At 61.5% G+C, this 22480-nt stretch carries 17 protein-coding genes; 6 read left to right on the top strand and 11 right to left on the bottom strand.

Going from position 1 to position 22480, the window contains the following annotated elements; all coding sequences use genetic code 11:
• Window positions 1-2: 2 nt before the first annotated feature.
• From IPI01_10035 to IPI01_10000, 8 genes are all read right to left on the bottom strand, one after another.
• The gene (locus IPI01_10035) at window positions 3-665 is read right to left on the bottom strand and encodes an ABC transporter ATP-binding protein (GenBank protein ID MBK7258124.1); all 663 of its coding nucleotides are present in this window, start codon (window positions 663-665) and stop codon (window positions 3-5) included.
• A 32-nt stretch (window positions 666-697) separates the two neighbouring features.
• Window positions 698-1888 carry an efflux RND transporter periplasmic adaptor subunit gene (locus IPI01_10030; GenBank protein MBK7258123.1) on the bottom strand — a complete coding sequence of 397 codons (1191 nt, stop codon included), beginning with the start codon at window positions 1886-1888 and terminating at the stop codon, window positions 698-700.
• Window positions 1889-1915: 27 nt separating this feature from the next.
• The gene (locus IPI01_10025; protein MBK7258122.1) at window positions 1916-2263 is read right to left on the bottom strand and encodes a hypothetical protein; all 348 of its coding nucleotides are present in this window, start codon (window positions 2261-2263) and stop codon (window positions 1916-1918) included.
• 81 nt (window positions 2264-2344) lie between these two features.
• On the bottom strand, window positions 2345-4324 hold the full coding sequence (locus IPI01_10020) for an oligopeptide transporter, OPT family (protein ID MBK7258121.1): 1980 nt from the start codon (window positions 4322-4324) through the stop codon (window positions 2345-2347).
• 18 nt (window positions 4325-4342) lie between these two features.
• Complete coding sequence (gene pepT, locus IPI01_10015) at window positions 4343-5596, bottom strand: peptidase T (protein ID MBK7258120.1); 1254 nt, start codon at window positions 5594-5596, stop codon at window positions 4343-4345.
• A gap of 15 nt (window positions 5597-5611) precedes the next feature.
• Window positions 5612-7978: a family 20 glycosylhydrolase gene (locus IPI01_10010; protein ID MBK7258119.1), complete on the bottom strand. Its 2367-nt coding sequence runs from the start codon at window positions 7976-7978 to the stop codon at window positions 5612-5614.
• Between the two features lie 51 nt (window positions 7979-8029).
• Window positions 8030-9145 carry an NAD(P)/FAD-dependent oxidoreductase gene (locus tag IPI01_10005; GenBank protein MBK7258118.1) on the bottom strand — a complete coding sequence of 372 codons (1116 nt, stop codon included), beginning with the start codon at window positions 9143-9145 and terminating at the stop codon, window positions 8030-8032.
• 12 nt (window positions 9146-9157) lie between these two features.
• The gene (locus IPI01_10000) at window positions 9158-10066 is read right to left on the bottom strand and encodes a haloacid dehalogenase-like hydrolase (GenBank protein MBK7258117.1); all 909 of its coding nucleotides are present in this window, start codon (window positions 10064-10066) and stop codon (window positions 9158-9160) included.
• Window positions 10067-10239: 173 nt separating this feature from the next.
• Here IPI01_10000 and lepA point away from each other — a divergent pair, with 173 nt between their 5' ends.
• The 6 genes from lepA (at window position 10240) to IPI01_09970 (ending at window position 18740) form a co-directional block, all read left to right on the top strand.
• Window positions 10240-12039: an elongation factor 4 gene (gene lepA, locus IPI01_09995; GenBank protein MBK7258116.1), complete on the top strand. Its 1800-nt coding sequence runs from the start codon at window positions 10240-10242 to the stop codon at window positions 12037-12039.
• 8 nt (window positions 12040-12047) lie between these two features.
• Window positions 12048-12926, top strand: a complete 879-nt coding sequence (gene lepB / locus IPI01_09990; GenBank protein MBK7258115.1) for a signal peptidase I — start codon at window positions 12048-12050, stop codon at window positions 12924-12926.
• A 19-nt stretch (window positions 12927-12945) separates the two neighbouring features.
• Window positions 12946-13620 carry a signal peptidase I gene (gene lepB, locus IPI01_09985; GenBank protein ID MBK7258114.1) on the top strand — a complete coding sequence of 225 codons (675 nt, stop codon included), beginning with the start codon at window positions 12946-12948 and terminating at the stop codon, window positions 13618-13620.
• Window positions 13617-14789, top strand: a complete 1173-nt coding sequence (hemW, locus tag IPI01_09980; protein MBK7258113.1) for a radical SAM family heme chaperone HemW — start codon at window positions 13617-13619, stop codon at window positions 14787-14789. The genes lepB (IPI01_09985) and hemW overlap by 4 nt, the downstream gene beginning before the upstream one ends.
• Before the next feature lie 88 nt (window positions 14790-14877).
• A complete protein-coding gene (locus tag IPI01_09975) occupies window positions 14878-17571 on the top strand; it encodes a DUF2723 domain-containing protein (protein ID MBK7258112.1) in 2694 nt (897 codons plus the stop codon).
• 41 nt (window positions 17572-17612) lie between these two features.
• A complete protein-coding gene (locus tag IPI01_09970; GenBank protein MBK7258111.1) occupies window positions 17613-18740 on the top strand; it encodes a glycosyltransferase family 4 protein in 1128 nt (375 codons plus the stop codon).
• A 170-nt stretch (window positions 18741-18910) separates the two neighbouring features.
• Here IPI01_09970 and IPI01_09965 read toward each other — a convergent pair whose 3' ends face one another.
• The 3 genes from IPI01_09965 to ispE all read right to left on the bottom strand — a co-directional run bounded on the left by IPI01_09965 (window position 18911) and on the right by ispE (window position 22434).
• Window positions 18911-19399: a DinB family protein gene (locus tag IPI01_09965; protein MBK7258110.1), complete on the bottom strand. Its 489-nt coding sequence runs from the start codon at window positions 19397-19399 to the stop codon at window positions 18911-18913.
• A 131-nt stretch (window positions 19400-19530) separates the two neighbouring features.
• Window positions 19531-21585 (bottom strand): TonB-dependent receptor plug domain-containing protein, encoded by a 2055-nt coding sequence (locus IPI01_09960; protein ID MBK7258109.1) that lies wholly within the window; start codon window positions 21583-21585, stop codon window positions 19531-19533.
• A gap of 3 nt (window positions 21586-21588) precedes the next feature.
• A complete protein-coding gene (ispE, locus tag IPI01_09955) occupies window positions 21589-22434 on the bottom strand; it encodes a 4-(cytidine 5'-diphospho)-2-C-methyl-D-erythritol kinase (protein ID MBK7258108.1) in 846 nt (281 codons plus the stop codon).
• Window positions 22435-22480 lie beyond the last annotated feature (46 nt).

The following is a 22480-nucleotide window of genomic DNA, read 5'->3' as shown; positions in this document are numbered from 1 at the left end:
CCTTAGGTCAACTCGCCTTTATCGAGATGCATGACCTTGTGCGCCTTCTCGGCGGCACGCGGGTCGTGCGTGACCATCACGATGGTCTTCTTGAATTCTTTGTTCAGACGATCCAGCAGCGTCATCACTTCACCTGCCGACACACGGTCCAGATCGCCGGTGGGTTCATCGGCAACCAGCACGGTGGGGTCGGTCACGAGCGCCCGGGCAATGGCCACACGCTGCTCCTGGCCTCCGGAGAGTTGCTTCGGGTAGTGCCCCATCCGGTCCGACAGCCCCACAAGCGTCAGCGCCGCCTCCACGTGGTCCTTCCGCTTCTTCTTGGGCAGGTTCGTGAGCAGGAGAGGCAACTCCACGTTCTCGAATGCCGTCAGGACAGGCAGGAGATTGTAGAACTGAAAGATGAACCCGACGTTGTTCGCCCGCCACTGCGCGAGTGCCGATTCGCTCAGCTTTGCGACGTCGGTCCCGTTGACCTCGATCGCACCTTCGTCGGGCCTGTCAATGCCCGCGATCAGGTTCAGCAACGTGGTCTTGCCGGAACCGGACGGACCCATGAGGGCGAGGAATTCACCGTCCGGTACGGAGATCGTGATATTATTGAGGACCGGGACGCGCAACGAATCGCGCCGGTACGATTTGGAGACGTTGCGGACTTCGATCATGCGGACTCCAGATACCCGTATGGTGGGGTGACTTATTTCTTGGCGGTGACGCGGACACCGGTAACGAGCGAGGGGTCCGGCCTGGCAACGATCCTGTCGCCCGCAGACAACCCTTCTCGCACGGTGATGCGATCGCCCAACGGTGGACCAAGGACGACCGGTGTCTCAACGATGGCATCATCTGTGACCGTGAGGACGACCTTCTTCCCGCTCCGCTCCACGACAGAAGAGAGCGGGATGGTGAGGACCGGAATGTTGGCGTTCTCTTTCACTTTCGGTTCTTCGGAGAGGAACAGGACCTTCGCTGCCATCTCCGGCAGAACGCGTTCATCCCGCGACCGGAACGCGATCTTCGTCAGCACCGTGGCCTTGGCGCGGTCGGCGGTCGGAACGATCTTGTGCACGACGCCGGGATAGCGCTGGTCGGGATACGCATCCAGCACGATCTCGCACGGCTGTCCGGGGTGGACCCGGATGATGTTGGACTCCGACACATCCGCCTCCACCTGCAGCGAGCTCATGTCCGCCATGGTCACCACGGCACCGCGCGAACTGGCCGAGGAGGCGAATGGTGCAACAACCTCGCCGACGTCAGCATTCTTGGTCAGCACCGTGCCGTCGAAGGGAGCGCGGATCCGGGTGTTCTCGAGAGCGACCTCCGCGGCGTTCATCGCTGCCTCGGCGGACTTGATCGTTGCCTGGACACGTGCAAAGCGGGCCTTGGCGGCATCCAGTTCCGCTTCGGATGCAAGATGGGATCCCTGCAGACGCTTCACGCGGTCGAGGGTCAGCCGGGCATCTTCACGATCCGCTACAGCCACGCCCACATTCGCCTCGGCCTGGCGCAGGGCGGCCATCATGTCCTGGTCCTCGAGCCGCGCGATGATCGTTCCTTTCTTCACCTTATCGCCCTCTTCCACGCCAAGGAACTCGAGCCGGCCGGTACCTTTGGAGGCAACGGCGGCTTTGACCTGAGCGACGACATAGCCGCTGGCGTTGAGCACCGCGTTTGCTTGTGCGGGGGAGGACAGGGTGGCACTCGTGAATTCCACTTCCTTGACGCTCGCGAAGAGCGGCTTGATCAGGAACCACCCGATGATGCCAAGGATAACGATGCCCGATGGAATGATGATCTTCCACGGAAGCCGGGAAGTGTCTTTGTAATCGTCCTGATCGCGACGGATGCGCAGGGCGGAGAGGTCAGCGTTCTGGGTTGTGTTCATGGTTGGTCGATTGTATAACGACCGCTTCTACGGTAAAGTTTCAGGTTCGAGAGATTTCTTGTAGGCCCACTCGATATATGGAAGTTCCACGATCGTGCGCTTTTCAAACGGTTTTGGGCGGATCGACCCTGACCCGAACCCCAGCCCCACCGATTTGTCCTTCGGCGGGGGGGGAGGGATGACGCGGTCGGGTGAATTGAACATCGGCTCCCGGTCGGCCCGCTCGACCAGAAGCGTCGTCCCTTTCGGGCGTTTGGTGGACGGCGGGTAGCTATAGACCGAGTACATACCGGACCAGAGGGCGAACGACACCCAGAGGCCAACCCCGATCGCAACGACCAGGATCAGACCGAATAACCGCTTGATCCAACGCATGGAGACCTCCTGTCAGTTCATGGACCTCAGGATCCTTCGCCCGTGCTCTCTCCCCATATGGACGGGTTCACAACCAGCACATCATTCTTCGAGCTTCGCCCTCATGGTGTCCCACACCGTGTAGGCAAAGAGCAGTATGAATGCACACAAACCGATCACTTCTCCCGTGTGGGTTTCGGCCCAGGTCCCTACCATCAGGTCCAGGTCGCCGAACCGAAGGAAAGCGCTCAACACGCCGAAGAGCGAGCCACCGGCAATGAAGCCCGACGCTATGAGTGTCCCGCGCGAAATGCGCGCGGCATTCAGTTTCTCGTCCTTGCTCCGCGTGGAGACCCACCATGCCACAAGTCCGCCGGCAACGAGCGGAATGTTGAGTTCCTGGGGGATGTACATGCCGAGGGCGAATGCCAGCGGCGGGACCTTCAGGACGACGAGCAGCAGGGCGATCGCTGCCCCGATGATATACAGGATCCATGGCGCGGGGGCATCGGACATCAGCGGTTGGATCACCGCGGCCATGGCATTCGCCTGAGGCGCGGCCAGGGCATTCGCTCCTTTGAACCCATAGGTCTCATTGAGCACGATCATGACGCCGCCCACGGTTGCCGCGGAGAGGATCACGCCGACGAACTTCCATGACTCCTGCATCTTCGGTGTCGATCCGAGCCAGTACCCGACCTTGAGGTCGGTGATGAATCCGCCCGCCACCGACAGCGCGGTACACACGACACCACCGATGATCAGGGCACTCACCATGCCCGCGGTTCCTGAAAGCCCGACCTGCACGAGGACAACCGAGGACAGAATGAGTGTCATCAGCGTCATCCCGGAGACCGGGTTGGAGCCGACGATGGCGGTTGCATTGGCGGCAACGGTGGTGAACAGGAATGCCACCACAAGGACGATGAGGACACCGACCAGAGCATGCACGATGTTGAACACGACACCGGCGTAGAAGAAGATGAAGATCAGGATCGCCGTGAGCAGGATCAGTTGGATATTGAACAACATCCGGATGTCCGTCTGCGTCCGCACGGCCTTCTCCGCCGTTGCTTCACCACGCTGGAAGATCTCGCGATAGGCAAGGGAGAACGCACCCGCGATGATCTTCGATGAGCGGATGATCCCGATGACCCCCGCCATGGCGATGCCGCCGATGCCGATCTGCCGGACGTAGCCGCGGAAGATCTCCTCGGCGGACATTGCGGTGATGAGCTTCGAACCCGCGGCCACGGTGATCCCGATGGAGTCGGCGATGTACGGGAACAGCGGGACCATGATGAACCACGACAGGAGCGAGCCGGCGGCGATGATGGACGAATAGCGCAGTCCGATGATATACCCGAGGCCGAAGATCATGGCGGAGACATTGAAGCGGGCCACGATCTTCACCTTGTCCGCGATCAGTTCTCCCACGGAGATCATACGGGAGGTGATGACCTCGGACCAGAGTCCGAGCGCGCTGAACATGAAATCGAAGAGCCCGCCGACGAGCCCGCTCACCACGAGCACGAGCGCCTGGGCACCGCCCTTTTCGCCCGCGACCAGGATCTCGGTCGTTGCCGTCGCCTCGGGGAAGGGGAGCTTGCCGTGCATGTCCTTCACGAAGTACTTCCGGAACGGGATCAGGAACAGGATGCCCAGGAAGCCGCCGCAGGCGGAGGCAAAGAACACCTGATAGAAGCTGGCCGGGAGTTCGAGGATGTAGAGCGCGGGGATCGTGAAGATCGCGCCGGCAACGATGACCCCGGATGCCGCGCCGATCGACTGGATGATCACATTCTGGCCGAGCGCGTTCTTCTTCTTGAGCAGCGTCGATGTGCCCACCGCGAGGATCGCGATCGGGATCGCCGCCTCAAAGACCTGCCCGATCTTCAGTCCGGAGTACGCTGCTGCTGCCGAGAACAGAATGGCCATCAGCATGCCGGTGATGACGGAGTAGGGGGTGACCTCCTGCGGTTGTCCTGCGGGGTCCATGATCGGACGGTACTCTTCGCCGGCTTTCAGCTCCTTGTAGGCGTTCTCGGGGAGCCCCTTGCCGGCCGTTGTCTGATGGTCCATACTGCGTTCTCCTGGTGGTCAGGCGTGAGATTTCTCGACCCAGACCTGGGCGAGGTGGACGACCGTTGTGACGGACTGTTCCATGCCATCCACGGACAGCCATTCGGTGAGGCCGTGATAGTTCTGTCCCCCGGTGAAGATGTTCGGTGTCGGCAATCCCTTCTCGGTCAACCGCGACCCGTCGGTGCCCCCGCGGATCGGGACCCACTGCGGATCCAGTCCTGCCCGCTTCGTGGCCTCCCACATGCACTCCGTTACGCGCGGATCCTTCTGGAGGCCGTCGTGCATGTTCCGGTAGGATTCGCGGATCTCCAGATCGATCTTCGCCCTGGGATGCAACGGCTGCACCTCGGCGATGATCCTGCGCAGGATCTGCTCCTGCACCTTCAGTCCCGACGATTCGAAATCGCGCAGCAGCATCCGCAGCGTGGCGAGCGCTTCTTCACCGGAACACACGTGCGGGTGGATGTATGGCTCATATCCCTCGGTCGTCTCCGGTGCCATGTCCTTCGGCAGCCGGACGATGATGTCGGCGATGACGCGCAGCGCGTTCACCATGATCCCTTTGGCGGAACCAGGATGGATGTTCCGGCCATGCACCGTGATGATCGCGGAATCGGCGCTGAAGGTCTCTTTGTTGAGTTCCCCCGGCGTGTCGCCGTCCACCGTGTATGCCGCCGCTGCGCCGAACGTCTTGATGTTGAAGAACTTCGTCCCGTTCCCGACCTCTTCGTCCGGCGTGAAGCCGATGCGGATGTCGCCATGAAGCTTCGCCGGGTCCGCGAGCAGTTCCTGCACAGCGGTCATGATGATCGCGATGCCCGCCTTGTCGTCGGCCCCGAGCAGCGTCGTGCCGTCCGTGGTGACGATCTTCCGCCCCACGTTCTTCGCCAGCGCGGGGTTCTCGGATGCGCGGATCGCAACGGACGGGTCCCCGGGAAGCGTGATGTCGCCACCGGTGTAGGTGATGACCTGGGGCTTGACGTTCTCGCCGCTGGCGGACGGCGACGTGTCGACGTGAGCGATGAAGCCGATGACCGGTACTTTGCCTGTGGCCTTGTGACCCGCGGGCAGATTCGAGGGAAGCGTTGCCGTGACATAACCGTACTCGTCGATGGCGGCGTCCTTGAGACCGAGCGCCTGGAGTTCATTGACGAGAAGGTTCAGGAGGACGAGCTGCTTCGCTGTGCTCGGATAGGTCTCGGCATCATCTTTGGACTGCGTGTCGATCTTCGCATAGCGGAGGAAGCGGTCCAGTGCTGTCTCAGCCATGATGGTTCCCTGTTGTCATTCGATGATGATCTCATCCGCGAACAGCCACGTGGGCTGCCCGGCACGCTTGTGCCACGCCGGTGCCGGTCCGACTCCCGTGGCCGTGAGGCGCACGAAGCGGGCATGCACACCTTCCAGGACGGCGTTGTAGGTCATGACGTCCGGGCGCGGCTGCTTCGCCGGTGATGCGCTCTTGATGACCGCCACGCTGCTGAAGGTCGTGCCGTCATTCGAGATGCGTACCTCGATCTGCGAGGGCGGGAAGACAAGGCGGACGGTCTCATGGAAGAACCCGGCCGTGATGCTCTTCACGGGGGCTTCCTTGCCGAGATCGACGGTGATCGTCGCGTCGGTGCCCTGCCACCGGCACCACGCCGGATCGTCGGTCCAGTTCCCGGCCCGGTGCTGGTCCACAAGCGCCGTCGCCCGTGCTCCTTCCGGCGCCGGTGCCGGGGATGCGGTGACGACAACGTTCTTGAACGGGCTCATGGAGATGGTGTACACCGTGGTCTTGCCGAGCGGTTTGGCGTCCTTGAATGCCGCCGTGCGCACGGTTGTCGTTGCGGTGATCGAGAGCGGTTTCGTGTACGCCGGAGACTTCGGACCGGGTTCGGTACCGTCGAGGGTATAGCGGATGACCCCCTGGCCCGCCTGCGTGGAAAGCGTCACGATGTGCCGCCACGATGGCACATCGAACGAATCTGTCATGGTCACCGTGTGGATCGTCCGGGAGAAGTTGATGCGCTGGCTTTCATAGCGCGCGAACTGTGTGTCGAGTCGCTGCAGGAAGGACGGCCACGAGCGGAGCTTCTTTGGCGACCATCCTATTTCCGCGATCGCGGCGATGCGCGGGAAGGTCAGATACTCCGCCTGCGCGGGGTCGGGGATGTACTCGGCCCAGATATTCCCCTGCACACCGAGGATGTGCTTCGCTTCCGGGGGAGTGAGCGTATCGGGAGTGGGTTCGTAGCTGTACACTTGTTCCAGCGGCAGGAATCCGCCGATGGCAAGCGGTTCGTGCTGCGGTACGCCCTGGTAGTAATCCAGATAGCAGTGTGAGGTCGGCGTCATCACGACATCGTGTCCTGTGCGCGCCGCATGGATGCCGCCTTCGATCCCGCGCCACGACATCACTGCAGCACGGGGCGGCAGGCCGCCTTCGATGATCTCATCCCAACCGATCACGCGCTTGCCCATCTGCGTGAGCACAGCCTCGATGCGCTTGATGAAATAGCTCTGCAGTTCCGCTTCGTCCTTCAGTCCTTCAGCCTTGATGCGTGCCTGGCACTTCGGACAGCGCTCCCACTCGGCCTTGTTGGCTTCATCGCCGCCGATATGAATGATGGCGGAGGGGAAGAGCGGAACGACTTCCTTGAAGACGTCCTCAAGGAACGTGAATACGGTGTCGTTCCCCGCGCAGAGAATGTCCGTGATCGGCCAGAGTCCGCCCGGCACGACCGTGAACGGCCCGCCGGTGCACGAGAGGTTCGGGAATGCCGCCAGGACCGCAGTGGCATGGCCCGGGAGTTCGATCTCCGGAACGACCGTGATGTAGCGCTCTTCAGCATACCGCACGACCTCGCGGATATCTTCCTGCGTGTAGAATCCTCCGTACCGTGCCGCTTCACCCGGCTGCTGCGGCGGTCGGCTATTCCAGTGGATGTCTTCATGGTCCACACGCCACGCAGAGGTCGTGGTGAGCTGGGGGTATTTCTTGATCTCGACGCGCCAGCCCTGGTCGTCGGTGAGGTGCCAGTGGAAGGTGTTCATCTTGTGCATCGCAAGGTAGTCGATGTATCGCTTCACGAACTCCTTGGTCTGGAAGTGGCGGGAGACGTCCAGCATCATGCCGCGCCAGCGGTACCGCGGGGTGTCCACCACCGTCACGCAGGGCATCGTCCACGACCCGGTATGCGCGGGTGTGGTACTCCAGATATCGGCCGGGAGCAGCTGCAGGAGGGTCTGCGCCGCATAGAAGAATCCGGGATCGTTGTTCGCTTCCAGGTAGACACGGTCCGGTTTCACTTCCAGCCGGTACCCTTCCTGGTCCAGTGTTTCCTCACGTATATAATTGAGGAAGATGTAGTCCTTCTTCGGCATGTCGCTGGTTGCATCCACGATCTTCACCGGGAAGCCGGTGCCGGCCCGGAGTTTCTCGGCGAGGTACAGGACCGACTTCTGCATCTCGGCGTTGTCGGTGTGGTACACCAGGACCGTCGACGCCCCGAGGGTGAACGTCCCTTTCCCCATGACGATCGATGAGGGCTGGGGAATGATCTCCGGCGGATCGGCTTTCGACTGTTTCTGCTTGCCGGCAGGCGATGCCGTTGCGATGAGGACTGCGGGTATGATGAGAAGGCACAGCGCAGCGAGAAGGCGCATCTTGAAGGATCCTCCGGGAATGTTGCGAAAAACGAACAGCATGACCGCGGCTCAGGCCGCGATCATGCCGGCGACGTAACGCGCGATAGCGGGTGATGCTGTCAGACCGGGCGATTCCATGCCGACCAGGTTGATGAGGCCGGGCAGGCCCCGCGCGGTCTCGTGCGTGATCGCAAAATCACGTACAGGATCGCCCTTTGCCTGGGTTTTCGGCCGGATGCCGCTCATGTCCGGGGTCAGGTCCTCGTCCTTCACCATCGGCAGGATGCGCCGCACCGACTCGGCAAAGATGGCGCGCTTCGACGGATCAACGGTGTAGTTCTGGATACGGTCCGGAAGATATTCCACGTCCGGCCCGAACTTCAAGCGGCCGCCGAGATCCAGCACCGCGTGCACGCCGAGCGAGTGCTTGGTGGGTACGGGATAGACCAGGCGCTGCACGACGCCATTCATCGACGCCGGGAGGGCGAAGTACGAGCCTTTGCAGTAATGGATCCTGTATCCCGCCGCATCCACATCGATGCCGGCGAGCGCAGCGATGGTATCGGCCTCCAGGCCTGCGGCATTGACCACCCATTCCGTCGTGAACGAGCTGACCTCTGCACCTTCACGGATGCTCACGCGGTATCCATCGGACACGCGATCGAGCCCCACGACCGTGCAATGCATCTGCACCTCGCCGCCGCGTTCACGTATCGCATGATAGAAATAATCCATGAGTCCGTGTGCGCTGATGATGCCGGTGGACGGGGACAGCAGTCCGCCGACGGTGGTGATGTTCGGTTCCATGGCGCTCACCCGGGCGGCGGTGAGACGTTCGATGGGCGCACCGTTCGACGTCGCTGCGGCATAGAGGCGTTCGAGTTCGCCCTCTTCCTCTTTCTTCGTCGCGGTGATCACTTTGGTGATGCGCTGATGGGGCACGCCGTGCTTCTCACACAGCGTATACAACAGTTCGCGGCCCTCGACGCACAGTCGGGCCTTCAGGGAACCCTGCGGGTAGTAGATCCCGGCATGGATGACCTCGCTGTTGCGGGCGGAGGTCTCCTGGCCGTAGCGCGGATTGCGCTCCAGCAGGAAGACGGGGCTGTGTCGCTGCGTGAGTTCGGCTGCGATCGCGAGTCCTATGACCCCGCCGCCGATCACTGTTACGGCTGCATCTGCCATCGGTCCATTCGCTCAGTTGGTGTGGAGGACAGTGGGTTCGTCAACGATGATCCAGCGGTCGTCGGGCGGTGCGCCGACGGCGGTGAAGAAATCATGTGCGCTGCGGCTGCGGGAGTTGATCCATACCCGTGTGGTCGTGGCGTACAACAACAGGGGGATGTCGTTGCGCGAATCGCTCGCCGCGAAGAGCGGGATGCGCGGTTCCAGCGCCTGAAGTGCCTCGATCTTTTCCGCGCGGATGGGGATGGGATGCACCGGCTCGCTGGAGAGCGTGCCGTTGTGGTCCGCGACGGTGATCCCGATGATCTGTTCCCGGGGAATGCCGAACGGCGTGAAGACCGGTTCGACGGTCCATTTGCAGCTGCCGGAGACGGCCCAGATGTCGAAATTGTTCTTCTGGAGGGCGAGGATGAGATCCTTTGCCTCGCTCAGGAAGCGAACGCCAGAGTGGACCATCCTGCGTCCGAGTGGCTTCTCCCCGAGCGGCACCTTCAGTTCCCGCGCAAGCGTCGTACGGGAGAACTCCCGCACCTCGTCCAGTGTGAAACCGGCGAAGGTGCGGACGACGTCCGCGCACCCCTTGTGCACCTCGTTCGCCGCGAGCTGGTCGTAGTACCAGGCGAGCATGTGCTCTGCAAAATCCTTGAACGCCGGATGGCGGTGCCGAGCGGCAGGGTCGGTGCCTTCCAGCGTCCGATACAATCGGTCGAGCGTCTCCCGCTGCGGATGATCCAGCCACACCTCGGCGGGGGAGACCCGGAAAAAGAAATCCTCGATCTGGCGGAAGTAGACCGCCTCGCCGATATCCCCCTTGATCACCGTTCCGTCGCAATCGAAGACTGCCAGCGGCCGCGGCCCGCCATTGGTGGCACGGGCCTGGGTGAACAGGCGATGAAGGGCAGGGTGTTCGGCAATGCTCATACGTTGGCGGTCCGCGCAAGTTCTTAATATCGCTTAAGATACGAACACGGAGCGGGAAGAGCAAGGCATTGCAACTTCAGCCCCAAAGTGGTATATTTGATGCGTCGTCATCCCGTTCACCGGACAAGTCCGTCCCGTTCCGCTGGACGGATTTTCTGTTATATAGAGCATCTATGGATCATATCCGCAATTTCTGCATCATTGCCCACATCGACCACGGGAAGTCCACGATCGCCGACCGGCTGTTGGAACGCACCGGTACGATCACTGCCCGGGAAATGAAGTTCAATCAGGTCCTGGATGACATGGACCTCGAGCAGGAACGGGGCATCACGATCAAGTTGCATGCGATCCAGATGCAGTACCGGGCCAAGGATAACGAGACCTACACGCTCAACCTGATCGATACGCCGGGCCACGTCGACTTCTCGTACGAGGTGTCGCGCTCCCTGGCAGCATGTGAAGGCGCGCTCCTTGTCGTGGATGCTTCGCAGGGCGTGGAAGCCCAGACCATCAGCAACCTGTATCTGGCGATCGACGCCGGGCTGGAGATCATCCCGGTGATCAACAAGATCGATCTGCCCAGTGCGATGGTCGATTCGGTGAAGCACCAGATCATGGACCTGATCGGGTGCAAGGATGAGGATATCCTCCTTGCAAGCGCGAAAGCGGATCTGGGGATCGAGGACATCCTCGAGGCGGTGGTCAAACGCATTCAGTCGCCCAGGGGCGACCCCGACGCGCCTCTCCGCGCACTCATCTTCGATTCGGTGTTCGATGTGTACCGCGGTTCGATCGTCTATCTCCGGGTCGTGGACGGCACGCTCCGGGAAGGCGACAAGATCATGTTCTTCCACCACGGCCGTAGCTTCGAGGCCGAAGAGGTGGGATGCCTGGAGATGAAACGCACCCGCACCGGCTCGATCAGTGCCGGCGGCGTGGGCTATCTCATCGCGGGCATCAAGGATGTGCACGATACCAAGGTCGGCGATACCGTCACGTCCGCCGTGCGGCCGGCTCCGGCCCCCCTCCCGGGGTACAAGGATGTGAAGCCGATGGTGTTCAGTGGCATGTATCCGACGAACGCGGAGGATTTTGAGGATCTGCGCGCGTCGATCGAGAAACTGCAACTGAACGACTCGTCCCTCATTTATGAGCCGGAGACCTCGACCGCGCTCGGATTCGGATTCCGGTGCGGGTTCCTCGGCCTCCTGCACATGGAGATCGTGCAGGAGCGGCTCGAACGCGAGTATAACCAGAACATCATCAACACGGTCCCGAACGTCGAGTATCGCGTCACCAAGACGAACGGCGATGTGGTGCTCGTGGACAATCCGTCGTACATGCCCCAGCTCGGACTCATCGAAAAAGTGGAAGAGCCGTTCATCCGGGCGCAGATCATCGTCCCGACCGAGTATGTCGGGAACATCATGAAGCTCTGCACCGAACGGCGTGGTGTCTATAAGAATACGACCTATCTGGATCCGACCCGCGTCGACCTGCACTATGAGATGCCGCTGTCGGAGATCATCTTCGATTTCTATGACAAGTTGAAGTCCACCTCGCGCGGGTACGCCTCCTTCGACTACGAGTTCCTGGATTTCCGGGAGTCGGACCTGGTCAAGCTGGATATCCTGCTGAATGGCGAGTCGGTGGATGCCTTCTCCAGCATCGTCCACCTGGACAAGGCCCATGAGTGGGGAAAGAAGCTCTGCGTCAAGCTCCGCAAGCTGATCCCCCGGCAGATGTTCGAGGTGGCCATCCAGGCGGCCATCGGTTCCAAGATCGTGGCCCGGGAGACCATCTCCGCCATGCGGAAGAACGTGCTCGCAAAATGTTACGGCGGTGATATTTCCCGCAAACGCAAGCTCCTCGAGAAACAGAAAGAGGGGAAAAAACGTATGAAGCAGGTGGGGCGTGTGGAGATCCCGCAGGAAGCGTTCCTGGCTGTGCTCTCCATGGAAGACGAATAGGAGCCGCAATGGCAAAAGCAGAGAAGTTCGTCAAGAAAGAACCGGTGAAGGATTTCTTCAAGGACGTGGTGTTCGTCCTGGTCGCCTTCTTCTTTCTGAATAGTTTTGTCCTTGCGTCCTTTGAAGTGCCGACCGGATCGATGGAAAATGAGATCATGGCCGGCGATTTTCTCTTCGTGAACAAGTTCCTCTACGGCGGGACCACGCCCCGGAACATCCCGTTCACGAACATCCGGCTTCCCTGGTTCCGTGTTCCTGCCATCCGGAGCGTGGAGCGCGGCGATGTGATCGTGTTCGAATTCCCCGGCCAGCGTGAAGAGGTCCAGTCGCCGGAATTCATGTTCTATCTGAAGCGCGCCGTGGCGCTGTCGGGTGATACGGTGCAGATCGTGGACCGCGCGCTGTATGTGAACGGCAAGCCCGCGCCGCTCCCGCGCCACATGAAGTTCAACAGCTACGCCATCAAACCGAACGGGCAGGGAGAGTACAACATCTTCCCTCCCGGTGCACCGTTCAACGAAGACAATTGGGGCCCGATCGCCGTTCCCCGGAAGGGCGATGTCGTTCCGTTGTCCCCGGCCAGCTTCGATCAGTGGCGTGTGTTCATCGGACGCGAAGGGCATACGGCCCTGCTGGATATGCAGGGGCGCATCCTGATCGATGGGAAGCCTGCGGACTCCTACACCGTGGAACGCAACTACATCTTCGGTATGGGTGACAACCGCGATAATAGTCTTGATAGCCGGTTCTGGGGATTCATTCCTGAAGAGAATATCGTCGGCACGCCGATGATCGTGTACTGGTCGTGGGCCCCCGACAAGTCGCTGCTCGATCCGGGCAAATTCGGTTCGATCCGGTTCGGACGCCTCGGCACGCTGATCAAGTAGGCGCAGGATGCTCAAGGATGTGGCAGTGCACCGCCGGCTCGTGCGTGAATGGCTCGTTGCCGGCATGCTGGGGATCGCCATCGCTCTCGTGGCAGGAACGGCCCTGAGGATATTCGTCCTCGGGGCCGTTGTCGTTCCGTCCCGCTCGATGTGCGATACGATGATCCCCGGCGACCGGGTCCTGGTGAGCAAGCTCGTGGTCCCCCGGCATGTCGACGTCGGCGTACCGTTCACCGGCATACGCTGCGCGTTCACGGTGCCGCCCTTGCGTTCTCTGCGGGTCGGCGACGTGCTCGTTGTGCGGCCGCCGGCGGGGTGGATCGAGAACCCGCTGGACAGAACGGCGTTCCTCGTGAAGCGCTGTGCGGGCCTGCCCGGCGATACCCTGGTCTTCGATCACGATGTCCTCATGGTGAATGGCCTCGTGCTCCGCCTCCCGGCGCATGCCGTGCAGCGGGAGCGACCGCGGGTGTATCATGACGACGGCGCGGCCGACACCGTCATCGTTCCGGCGGGAGAGTACTTCCTCCTGGGTGACAATCCCGGAGAGAGCATCGACAGCCGGATGCACGGCACGGTGCCGGCATCAGCGGTCGTTGGCATCGCCGCAATGATCTACTGGTCCGTTGAGCCGGCAGTGTCCACGGAGGGAGGAGGAGTGCGTTGGGGAAGGATCGGGAGAGTGGTACGATGACGAAGCCCAAGGGTACGGATGGGCCGATCGGGCTCTATGTCCATGTACCGTTCTGTGAACGGAAGTGTGCCTACTGCGATTTCTATTCGTTGGAGAATCACGGGGGGATCGATGCCTTTCCGGATCAGATCGTCCGTGAGATCGCCCTGTATGCGGACACCGCTGATCCTGCACGGGTCCGTACGCTGTACTACGGTGGCGGCACCCCATCGGTACTGTCCATCGGGCAGTTGGGTGTGCTGCAGGATGGATTCCGGCGTGCGTTCCGGTGGGAACCTGAAGCCGAGATCACGATCGAGGTGAATCCGGGCACGGTCGACCGCGCTTCGCTTGCGGCGTACCGGACGCTCGGCTTCAACCGCCTGAGCATCGGTGTGCAGTCCTTCGACCCCACAGCACTCTCGTTCCTCGGGCGTATCCATTCGGCCGACGACGCGCGGAGGTGTATCGGCGATGCGCGGGATGCAGGGTTCACCAATATCAGTATCGACCTCATCTACTCCGTCCCGGGTCAGACCGATGCGCGTTGGTATGCCACACTTGACGAGGCTATCGCGCTGGGGCCGGAACACATCTCCGCGTACAGTCTCATCGTAGAAGAGGATACCCCGCTGTTCGTTCAGGTGCACGAAGGAACGGTGACCCCGAATGCCGACCTCCAGGAGGCGGCGCTCTACGAGGGGACCATGGCTCGGTTGTCGCGTGCCGGGTATGAGCACTATGAGGTATCGAACTACGCGCGCCGGGGTTGCCACAGCAGGCACAATAGTTCGTACTGGGACCATGCGACGTATCTGGGCTTCGGTCCATCGGCCCATTCCTTCCTCGCGCCTGGCCAGGATCGGGCAGCGATGCGCTGGTCCAATGTGAGAAGCCTCCAGGGGTGGGCGGGCATGGTGGGAAGAGGCGAACGCCCCCTGGCCGGGGAAGAAGTGCTTTCGCGTCAGGAATTGTTCGAAGAGGGGGTATTCCTGGGGCTGCGCGCCAACGGTCTGGATGTGGCGCGTGTCGAACGACTGAGCGGGGAGCGGTTCACCACCCGCCAGCGTGATACGCTCCACAGCCTGGTGACAGGCGGTCTTGCCCGCGAGGAAGGGGAGCACATCCGGCTCACGCCGGCGGGGTTCCTGATCTGCGACGAGATCTGCGCCCGTATGCTGGTTCCTTGAATCTCATAGCGTTTTCGGCTATATTAAATGATTGTCTTTTCATTCCCGGATGTTCCCGTAGCACACCATATGGATGTCTGAGGCTCTCATGACCAACAACACCCTCAACCGCATCATCGCGGCCGTTGTCTTCGTTGCCTCGTTCGGCGTGTATCTTCTGACGCTCGCTCCCACGGTCGTCTTCTGGGATGTGGGCGAGTTCATCGCCGCGGCGAAACTGATGCAGGTTCCCCATCCTCCGGGCTCGCCGCTCTTCCTGCTGCTCACCCGGTTCGCCATGATGATCCCTGTGGCAGCGGACCAGGCGGTGCGTGCGCACATGCTCTCGGCGCTGCTCAGTGCTCTGGCGATCCTGTTCGGGTACCTTGCCACCGTGAAGATCGTCGAGATCTTCCGGGGTGCTGCCGCCGATCTGCTCGATCGGATCGCGGTGTACGGATCGTCGGCCATCGGTGCCCTGGCCCTGGCATTCAGCACCTCGTACTGGGGAAATTCCATTGAGGCCGAAGTCTACGGCGCGAGCATGCTGTTCCTCAATGCCATCATGTGGCTCATCCTTCGCTGGCGTGAGCGTTCGGAGACCCCGGGGAACGAGAAGTACCTGCTCCTCATCGCCTATCTGATCGGCCTCTCCCTTGGCGTCCACCTCCTCGCCCTTCTGGCGATCTTCCCGGTGGCCATGATCATCTACTTCCGGAAGTTCGAGGTCACCGTCTCCAGCTTCATGAAGTTCGCCCTGGTGGCATTCGGGATCTTCATCGTCGTGTATCCCGGCATCGTCAAGTATCTGCCGGGCATGATGGACGGCGATTTCATGGGTAAGAAGAGTGTGGTGATGGAGTACCTCCCGTGGCTGATCATCGCCGCCATCGCCTACGGTGTGTATTCATCGTTCCAGAAGAAGCAGAAGTTGCTCCACATCGGCCTGCTGGCGATGTTGCTCATCATCATCGGCTATACCACGTACGTCCAGGTCGTGATCCGGTCGAATGCCAATCCGCCGATGAACGAGAACGAACCGAGCAACCTTGCCCGGCTCACCGCCTACCTCGGCCGCGAACAGTATGGCGATGCGCCGCTGTTCATGCCGCGCCGGTACAGCCAGGAGCCGCACCAGCAGGGGATCTATACGAAATACAGCAGCGACTACGATTTCATGTTCCGGTACCAGTTGAACCACATGTTCTTCCGGTACCTGTTCTGGAACTTCATCGGGTCCGAGGGCGATGCGCAGGATTCAGGCGTTCGCTGGTCTTCGACATTCGGCATCCCCTTCTTCATAGGAGTGCTGGGTCTGTTCGCGCATTTCCGGAAGGACTGGAAGATCGCACTCGTGCTGCTTGCCGCCTTCATCATCCTGGGGCCGGTCCTGGCACTGTATCAGAATCAACAGGAGCCCCAGCCGCGTGAACGCGACTATTTCTATGTCGGCGCGTTCTTCATCTTCTCTGTGTGGATCACGATCGGCATCGTGGCCCTGGTCGATTGGGTACGGACGCTGACGCAGGAACGGTCGGTGCGCACCGCCTTCACGGTCGCCATCGTCGCCGTGCTGCTTGTCGCGATCCCCGGACAGCTTCTGAAAGCGAGCTGGAAGGACCACAACCGCTCGGGCAACTATGTGGCGTGGGACTATTCCTACAACATGCTGCAGTCGTGTGAACAGGATGCGATCCTCTTCACGAACGGCGACAATGACACGTTCCCGCTCTGGTACCTCCAGGATGTGGAAGGCGTCCGCCGGGATGTGCGGATCGTGAACCTGAGCCTCGTGAACACGCCGTGGTACATCAAACAGATGAAGGCGACCCCGTATTACAAGGACGCCAAGGCGGTCCCCATCAGCCTGTCCGAAAGCCAGATCGAGAATATCCAGCCCGTGATCTGGGAGCCGCGACAGCTCGACCTGCCGGTGACCCGGGAGGCGATCGCGCGCTATAATGTCACGGACACTTCGATCGTCCGCACCGGAAAGATCACCTTCCTCATGCGGAACACGTTGGAAGTGGGCCAGACCCGGGCGATCCGCATCCAGGATATCATGGTGCGGGATATCATCTACACGAACCAGTGGAAGCGACCGATCTATTTCGCGGTGACGTGTGCGCCGGACAGCAAGATCGGGCTGGATGAGTATCTCTGGTTCCACGGGCTCGCGTGGCGGTTCGAGCCACGCAAGGTGAACCGCGAGGACCTCGGACTCGACAAAGGCATCCTCGAAGCGAATCTGTACAATGAGCCGGCAGGATTCTCCACGACGCCGCAGTACGGATACAAGTGGCGCGGCATCGCCGATTCGTCCGTGTACTTCGACGAGAACACGACCCGTCTGATGTTGAACTACCGGTCGGCGTTCATCCGCCTTGCCATGTACTATATGAACGTGGAAGGCAACTCCGGCAAGGGCATCGAGACGCTCGACCGCATGGAGAAGCTCATGCCGCGCGAGAAGATCCCGATGGGCTGGGAACTCATGTCGGACCTGGCGAACATCTATGACCGGTTCGGCCGCAAGGACAAATATGAAGAGCTCTCGCAAGAGCTCGAAGTCACCGCCCGCGCGCTGATCAAGAGCGGTCAGGCGAACGTGAACAGCTACTACAATCCGTACCGGGTCCTGCTGGATATCTATGAAGTGCGCAAGGATCACCGGAAGTCGCTGGAGCTGCTGCAGGAATTGCAGGTACAGTTCCCGCAGGACCCGAACCTCCGTGCGCGTGTCGAGAGCCTGAGGCTCCAGGTCGCCCACGAAGATTCGGCCGCAAAGGTGGCGGGGAAGTAGACGGTACGCCGTACCGTCTGCTTCACCCTGGAACCGTGAGGATGCGCATCCTCGTCATCAACTGGCAGGACATCACCAATCCGCTTGGCGGCGGGGCGGAGGTGCACCTTCATAGTATCTTCTCGCGCGTGGCGCGGCGCGGACACGATGTGACGCTGTTGTGCAGCGGCCATCCGGGCGCGCCTGCCACCGAGGTTCGCGACGGTCTGACGATCGTTCGCCGCGGAGGGCGGTCCACATTCAATGTGACCGCCCTTCTGTCGTATCTGCGTGAATTCCGGACGCAACCGTTCGATGTCGTCATCGACGACCTGAACAAGATCCCGTTCCTCACCCCGCTCTTCGTCCGGAAACCGCTCGTCGGCATCGCCCACCATCTCTTCGGCACGAGCATCTACCGCGAGGTCAACCCCGTCGTCGCCTCGTATGTGTACCTCATGGAACAGCTCGGGCTGCTCGTGTACCGGCTGAGCGGCATGCCGTTCTTCGTTGTCTCCCCCAGCACGCAGAAGGAATTCGAGGACCTCGGTTTCGCGCCGTCGCGGCTCCACCTCGTGCACAACTGCGTCGACCATGTCGTGCACCGGCCGGCGCCGGAACGACGCTCTGCCACGCCCGTGATCGGGGTCGTCGGGCGTATGAAACGGTACAAATGCGTGGACCACGTGCTGCAGGCGATGCCCGCGCTCCTGAAGGTGCGCCCCGATGTTCGGCTCCTGGTCGTGGGTGATGGGGATGACCGTCCACGGCTGCACGAGCAGGTGCATACGCTCGGGATCAGTGGTGCCGTGACCTTCACGGGCTATGTGAGCGACGCGCGGAAGGTGGAGCTGCTGCAGGAGATGTGGTTCGGCGTGACGACGTCATCGAAGGAGGGGTGGGGGCTCACGGTACTGGAGGCGAACGCCTGCGGTACACCGGTGATCGCGACGAATGTGCCGGGTCTGCGTGATGCGGTGAAGGACGGTGAGACCGGGGTCCTGGTGCCGTTCGGTGATATCCCGTCCCTCGAGAAGGAGATGGTGGCCTTGTTGAACGACCCCACACGGCGTGAGAGGTTGACGACGGGGGCGCTTTCCTGGGCTGCTGAATTCAACTGGGATACTGCTGCCGAAAAGACCATTGCGGTGCTGGAGGGGGTGGTCAATTCACGGCGACCACGGGAGTGATGTCGCCATGAATTCGCAGGGGCGCAGCATGCTGCGCCCCTACATGGATCATCCGCGTCCGGTCAGCGACATCTGCCTCAGGTCAGCGAGATCCGTGTCCGGTCAGCGACATCCGCGTTCGGTCCGCGAGATCCGCGTCCGGTTAGCGTCCCGGCATGACGGCCACTCCATCACCCCCCATGCCGCATGCCTCGCTTGATCAACTGTATCTGTCCCGCATGATACACATCGTGACACGCAACCCCGTACACTACCGCTTCGATGGTCACCTTTCCCGATCCCCCCGGCGCTTTCCGGAGCAGGTCCCTGTCGCGCAGTGAACCCACGGTGTCGATCAGCGTGCGATGCATCTCTTCGAGAAGCCGGAGGTCGTCCTTCCATTGCTGCGGCGACGGGATCCCGGGGCGGGCAAAGAAGTTGCTTCCCTCCAGGGGGAATGACCCGCGCTTCGCGCCGGTGAGGCGTCGAACGACAGTGTATTTCCAATACGCGCAGTGGAGTGCAAGTTCCTGGATACTGTGACGTCCGGCCCCGGGGCGCCATGCAGCCTCTGCCGGCGACAGCCCCCTGAGTGACCCGCGCAGATTGGTGCCGTGCCATGCCTTGCGGTCGTAAGCCTGTTGGAGCATACGGACAAGCAGAGCGATGCCTTTATCCATGCTGCCTCCGGAATTGTTGAGGAACCATCTCGCTGTCGCTTCTCGGGTCGTGCCACAGACATTGTGGCGGCACCTTCACTCCGACGGGTATACTGCCTGCATATCCCCGGACGACGTGAGTTGGCGTGACACTAATTCAGGAACTCCCATGAGACGCCGAACCTGAACCGACGGCCCAGCGCAGGAGTGAAGGGGGTGGTGAAATACTGGACGTCGGTGACGTTCTCCCAGAGGACGTGGATGTACGCATCGCCGATGTGGCCGACAAGTACCAGGTCGAGAGTGGACGCGGCGCCCAGCTGGGTGCTGGTGTTCGTCAGAGGCAGAAGATCCCGGCTGAGGACCGTGGAGCCGTAATACCTCCCCCGCACCTGTCCGCGTACACCCACCTGCAGTTCCAGGTTATCGTTCAGGATCCGGTTCCGGTAGTAGATCCCTCCGCGTGCGTACCCCCGCGGCGGCTCATCCATGGCAATATTCGGCATCTTCTCCCAGTGGACGATGCCGCCGGTGCCTTCGATCGTGAACCACGCGATGTGCAGTTGCAGCGCCAGATCCAGGCTGTGCAACCGGCACTCCTCGTCACTCGTCTGGATGAAGACCCATGGCCGCAGCGTGTCTGCCGCCTGCACCGCCGACGTCATCAGCAGGCCGGAGGAGATGCCGATGAAGTTCCGGATCGTCCGGTAGCCATAATTGATCTTCGCCGTCCCGAGATCGCCGAGTGCGAGCTCCACGCCGGCCTCGAAGAGAACGTGGCGCTCCTTGTCGGCGAAGATCGTCGGCATCACTTTCCCCCAGAAGATGGGTTCCGTGAACGTCGTGGGGCGTTCCATGACGGCTGCACCAGCAGTGAGGGTCAGCAGATCGCCCGCGCCAAGCCGCACATCGCTTCCACCGCCGAAGTACATATGCTTCGCGGTGTTGTCCACCCTGCCGTACACCGCCCAGCTATTCTTCCCTCCGAACGCGAGCTCGCTGATGAAAGAGCCGGCGATGGTGGTCCTGACCCGCGTACCCATTGCCGAACCGGAGAGCGTCCGCTGGTCATCCAGCGAGAGGCCCAGGGTGAGTGCGTGAGGGCCATGGTCGAAGCGTTGACGCATATGGAGGCCGGTCCGCGCGAGACGATGATCCTCTGCAAGATACAGGCCGTTGGGCGTCGTGCGATTCTCTTCATCCCGGTATTCGCGGAGGAAGTGCGACCGGTACGCCGACACCGAGGTGTGCGCGGTCGAGTCGCCGGTGATGCTTCCGGAGAGCTGGAGCGCCATGTCGTGGCGCGTGATCTTCTCGTAGGCGTCAGGATTCCTGGCAAGCGCCTGCTGCGTGGAGAAGGCGAGCGCGGTGCCCGTTCGCGCAAGATCGATCCCCTCGTTCAACCCCGTCTGTGTCTGCGTGTAGAGGTAATGTGCGGTCAGGTCCCAGTCCTTCGACGGATGGTAGCGGACATCCGTCCGGAGGTTCCACTGCTCATGTCCGCTGTTGTCGAACCGTCCGCTCGTTCCCTGATACTGGTACCCGGCCTGCACGTTGACGCGCTGACTGATATCCTGAACGAAGAGCCCATCGCTGGTGGCATAGCTGTAATCGGATTCTTCGTAGCGGATGCGGGTCACCGGGGTGACGCGCGAGAGCCGCGGACGGATGATGTTGATCGCTGCCCCTGTCGCACCGGTACCGTACACGAACGACCGCGTGCCGGCCGCGATCTCGATGCGGTCCGCCATCCCGGCGGGGATCATCGAGAGGTTGGGTGCCCCGGCGGATGCATCGCTCATCGGGATTCCGTCCACCATGACGACCGTGCCCCGCCAGTCGATGCCGTGGACAGAGGGACGCGCGTATTGACCGACACCCGACGGGTCGGTCATGAAGACACCCGGCACGTTCGCGAGGATATCGGAGAGGGAGACGGGCGTCTGCCATTCCATCGCCGTTGCAGTGATGGTACGGGTCGTATCCGCGGAGAGCGTCATGGATCCGGCCCAACGGCGGACATCGAAATGCATCACGGTGTCAGGCCGTGCCTTGCGGGTTGAATCGGGAGGTGGAGAACCAGCAACGGGGAGAGGACGCTCGGTCCGTTTCTCTTTGTCCTGGGCAGCGGAGGGACCAATCGCTGCAAGCGTGATGATCGCTACAAGGGTGAAGAGTGAGGCCCTGCGCGGAAGCGTGGGGTTCATTGCTCAGGCACCCGTGAAATGCGGAGGCGTGACGAATGTCCGGTACCCGGCAGCCGCGAAGGGAGCCGCGCACCGATGTGCCGCAGGTTCATCTGGAAAGAGACCGTACACGGTGGAACCGCTGCCGGACATCATCGAGAAGAGCGCGCCGGCCTTGAGCATCTGTTCCTTGATCTGGCGAACCTCCGGATAGGCCCTGAAGACCACCGGTTCAAAATCGTTGCGGAGCTGCTCTCGCAGGAGTACCGGGTCGCGCATACCCGCGCGGACGACCGCGGCGAGGTCAGCGGGCTTCTGTTCAGTATTCGGTGTGATCTGCCCGTAGGCCCATCCGGTGGCGACGTGGATCTCGGGATTGCAAAGGAGGATACTGTACGGCACGTCAAGATGGAAATACTCGAGGACCTCGCCCCGGCCGCCGGCGACAGCGGAACCGGGTGAGAGAAAATACGGGACGTCCGAGCCGAGCGTGAGTGCCATCGTACGGAGAATGGAGTCCGGGACCGCTCCCTTCCAGAGGTGGGGGAGCTCACGGAGGACGCACGCTGCGTCAGCGCTGCCGCCACCGAGTCCGGCCCCGACAGGCACGTGCTTCTCGATGTGAATGTGCACCCCCTGCGACATCCCAAGGTGCATCTGCAGCATGGCCGCTGCTTTGTAGCAAATGTTGGTCTGGTCGGATGGCGCTTCGGGCGACGAGGATGTCACCTCGATCGCAGCAGCAGGTTCCATCCGAAGGGCATCGGCAACGGCGACACGGTGGAAGACCGTCTCGATGTTGTGGAAGCCATCCGGGCGCCTCTCGACGACGTAGAGGCCGATATTGATCTTTGCGTAGGCCTGGAACATAGATGATCGAGTTCAGAATAGCGAAAAAACCGGAGAAAATCACCTC

Source organism: Ignavibacteriota bacterium (assembly GCA_016707525.1).
Taxonomy (GTDB): domain Bacteria; phylum Bacteroidota; class Ignavibacteria; order UBA10030; family UBA6906; genus JAGDMK01.
Note: the sequence above shows the minus strand (reverse complement) of the source record. Positions and strands in the feature narration are given on the sequence as shown.

Excerpts from the sequence above, each read along its gene's own strand:
- IPI01_10035 (MBK7258124.1), bottom strand. The coding sequence starts at position 665 with ATGATCGAAGTCCGCAACGTCTCCAAATCGTACCGGCGCGATTCGTTG.
- IPI01_10030 (MBK7258123.1), bottom strand. The coding sequence starts at position 1,888 with ATGAACACAACCCAGAACGCTGACCTCTCCGCCCTGCGCATCCGTCGC.
- IPI01_10025 (MBK7258122.1), bottom strand. The coding sequence starts at position 2,263 with ATGCGTTGGATCAAGCGGTTATTCGGTCTGATCCTGGTCGTTGCGATC.
- IPI01_10020 (MBK7258121.1), bottom strand. The coding sequence starts at position 4,324 with ATGGACCATCAGACAACGGCCGGCAAGGGGCTCCCCGAGAACGCCTAC.
- pepT (MBK7258120.1), bottom strand. The coding sequence starts at position 5,596 with ATGGCTGAGACAGCACTGGACCGCTTCCTCCGCTATGCGAAGATCGAC.
- IPI01_10010 (MBK7258119.1), bottom strand. The coding sequence starts at position 7,978 with ATGCGCCTTCTCGCTGCGCTGTGCCTTCTCATCATACCCGCAGTCCTC.
- IPI01_10005 (MBK7258118.1), bottom strand. The coding sequence starts at position 9,145 with ATGGCAGATGCAGCCGTAACAGTGATCGGCGGCGGGGTCATAGGACTC.
- IPI01_10000 (MBK7258117.1), bottom strand. The coding sequence starts at position 10,066 with ATGAGCATTGCCGAACACCCTGCCCTTCATCGCCTGTTCACCCAGGCC.
- lepA (MBK7258116.1), top strand. The coding sequence starts at position 10,240 with ATGGATCATATCCGCAATTTCTGCATCATTGCCCACATCGACCACGGG.
- lepB (MBK7258115.1), top strand. The coding sequence starts at position 12,048 with ATGGCAAAAGCAGAGAAGTTCGTCAAGAAAGAACCGGTGAAGGATTTC.
- hemW (MBK7258113.1), top strand. The coding sequence starts at position 13,617 with ATGACGAAGCCCAAGGGTACGGATGGGCCGATCGGGCTCTATGTCCAT.
- IPI01_09975 (MBK7258112.1), top strand. The coding sequence starts at position 14,878 with ATGACCAACAACACCCTCAACCGCATCATCGCGGCCGTTGTCTTCGTT.
- IPI01_09970 (MBK7258111.1), top strand. The coding sequence starts at position 17,613 with ATGCGCATCCTCGTCATCAACTGGCAGGACATCACCAATCCGCTTGGC.
- IPI01_09965 (MBK7258110.1), bottom strand. The coding sequence starts at position 19,399 with ATGGATAAAGGCATCGCTCTGCTTGTCCGTATGCTCCAACAGGCTTAC.
- IPI01_09960 (MBK7258109.1), bottom strand. The coding sequence starts at position 21,585 with ATGAACCCCACGCTTCCGCGCAGGGCCTCACTCTTCACCCTTGTAGCG.
- ispE (MBK7258108.1), bottom strand. The coding sequence starts at position 22,434 with ATGTTCCAGGCCTACGCAAAGATCAATATCGGCCTCTACGTCGTCGAG.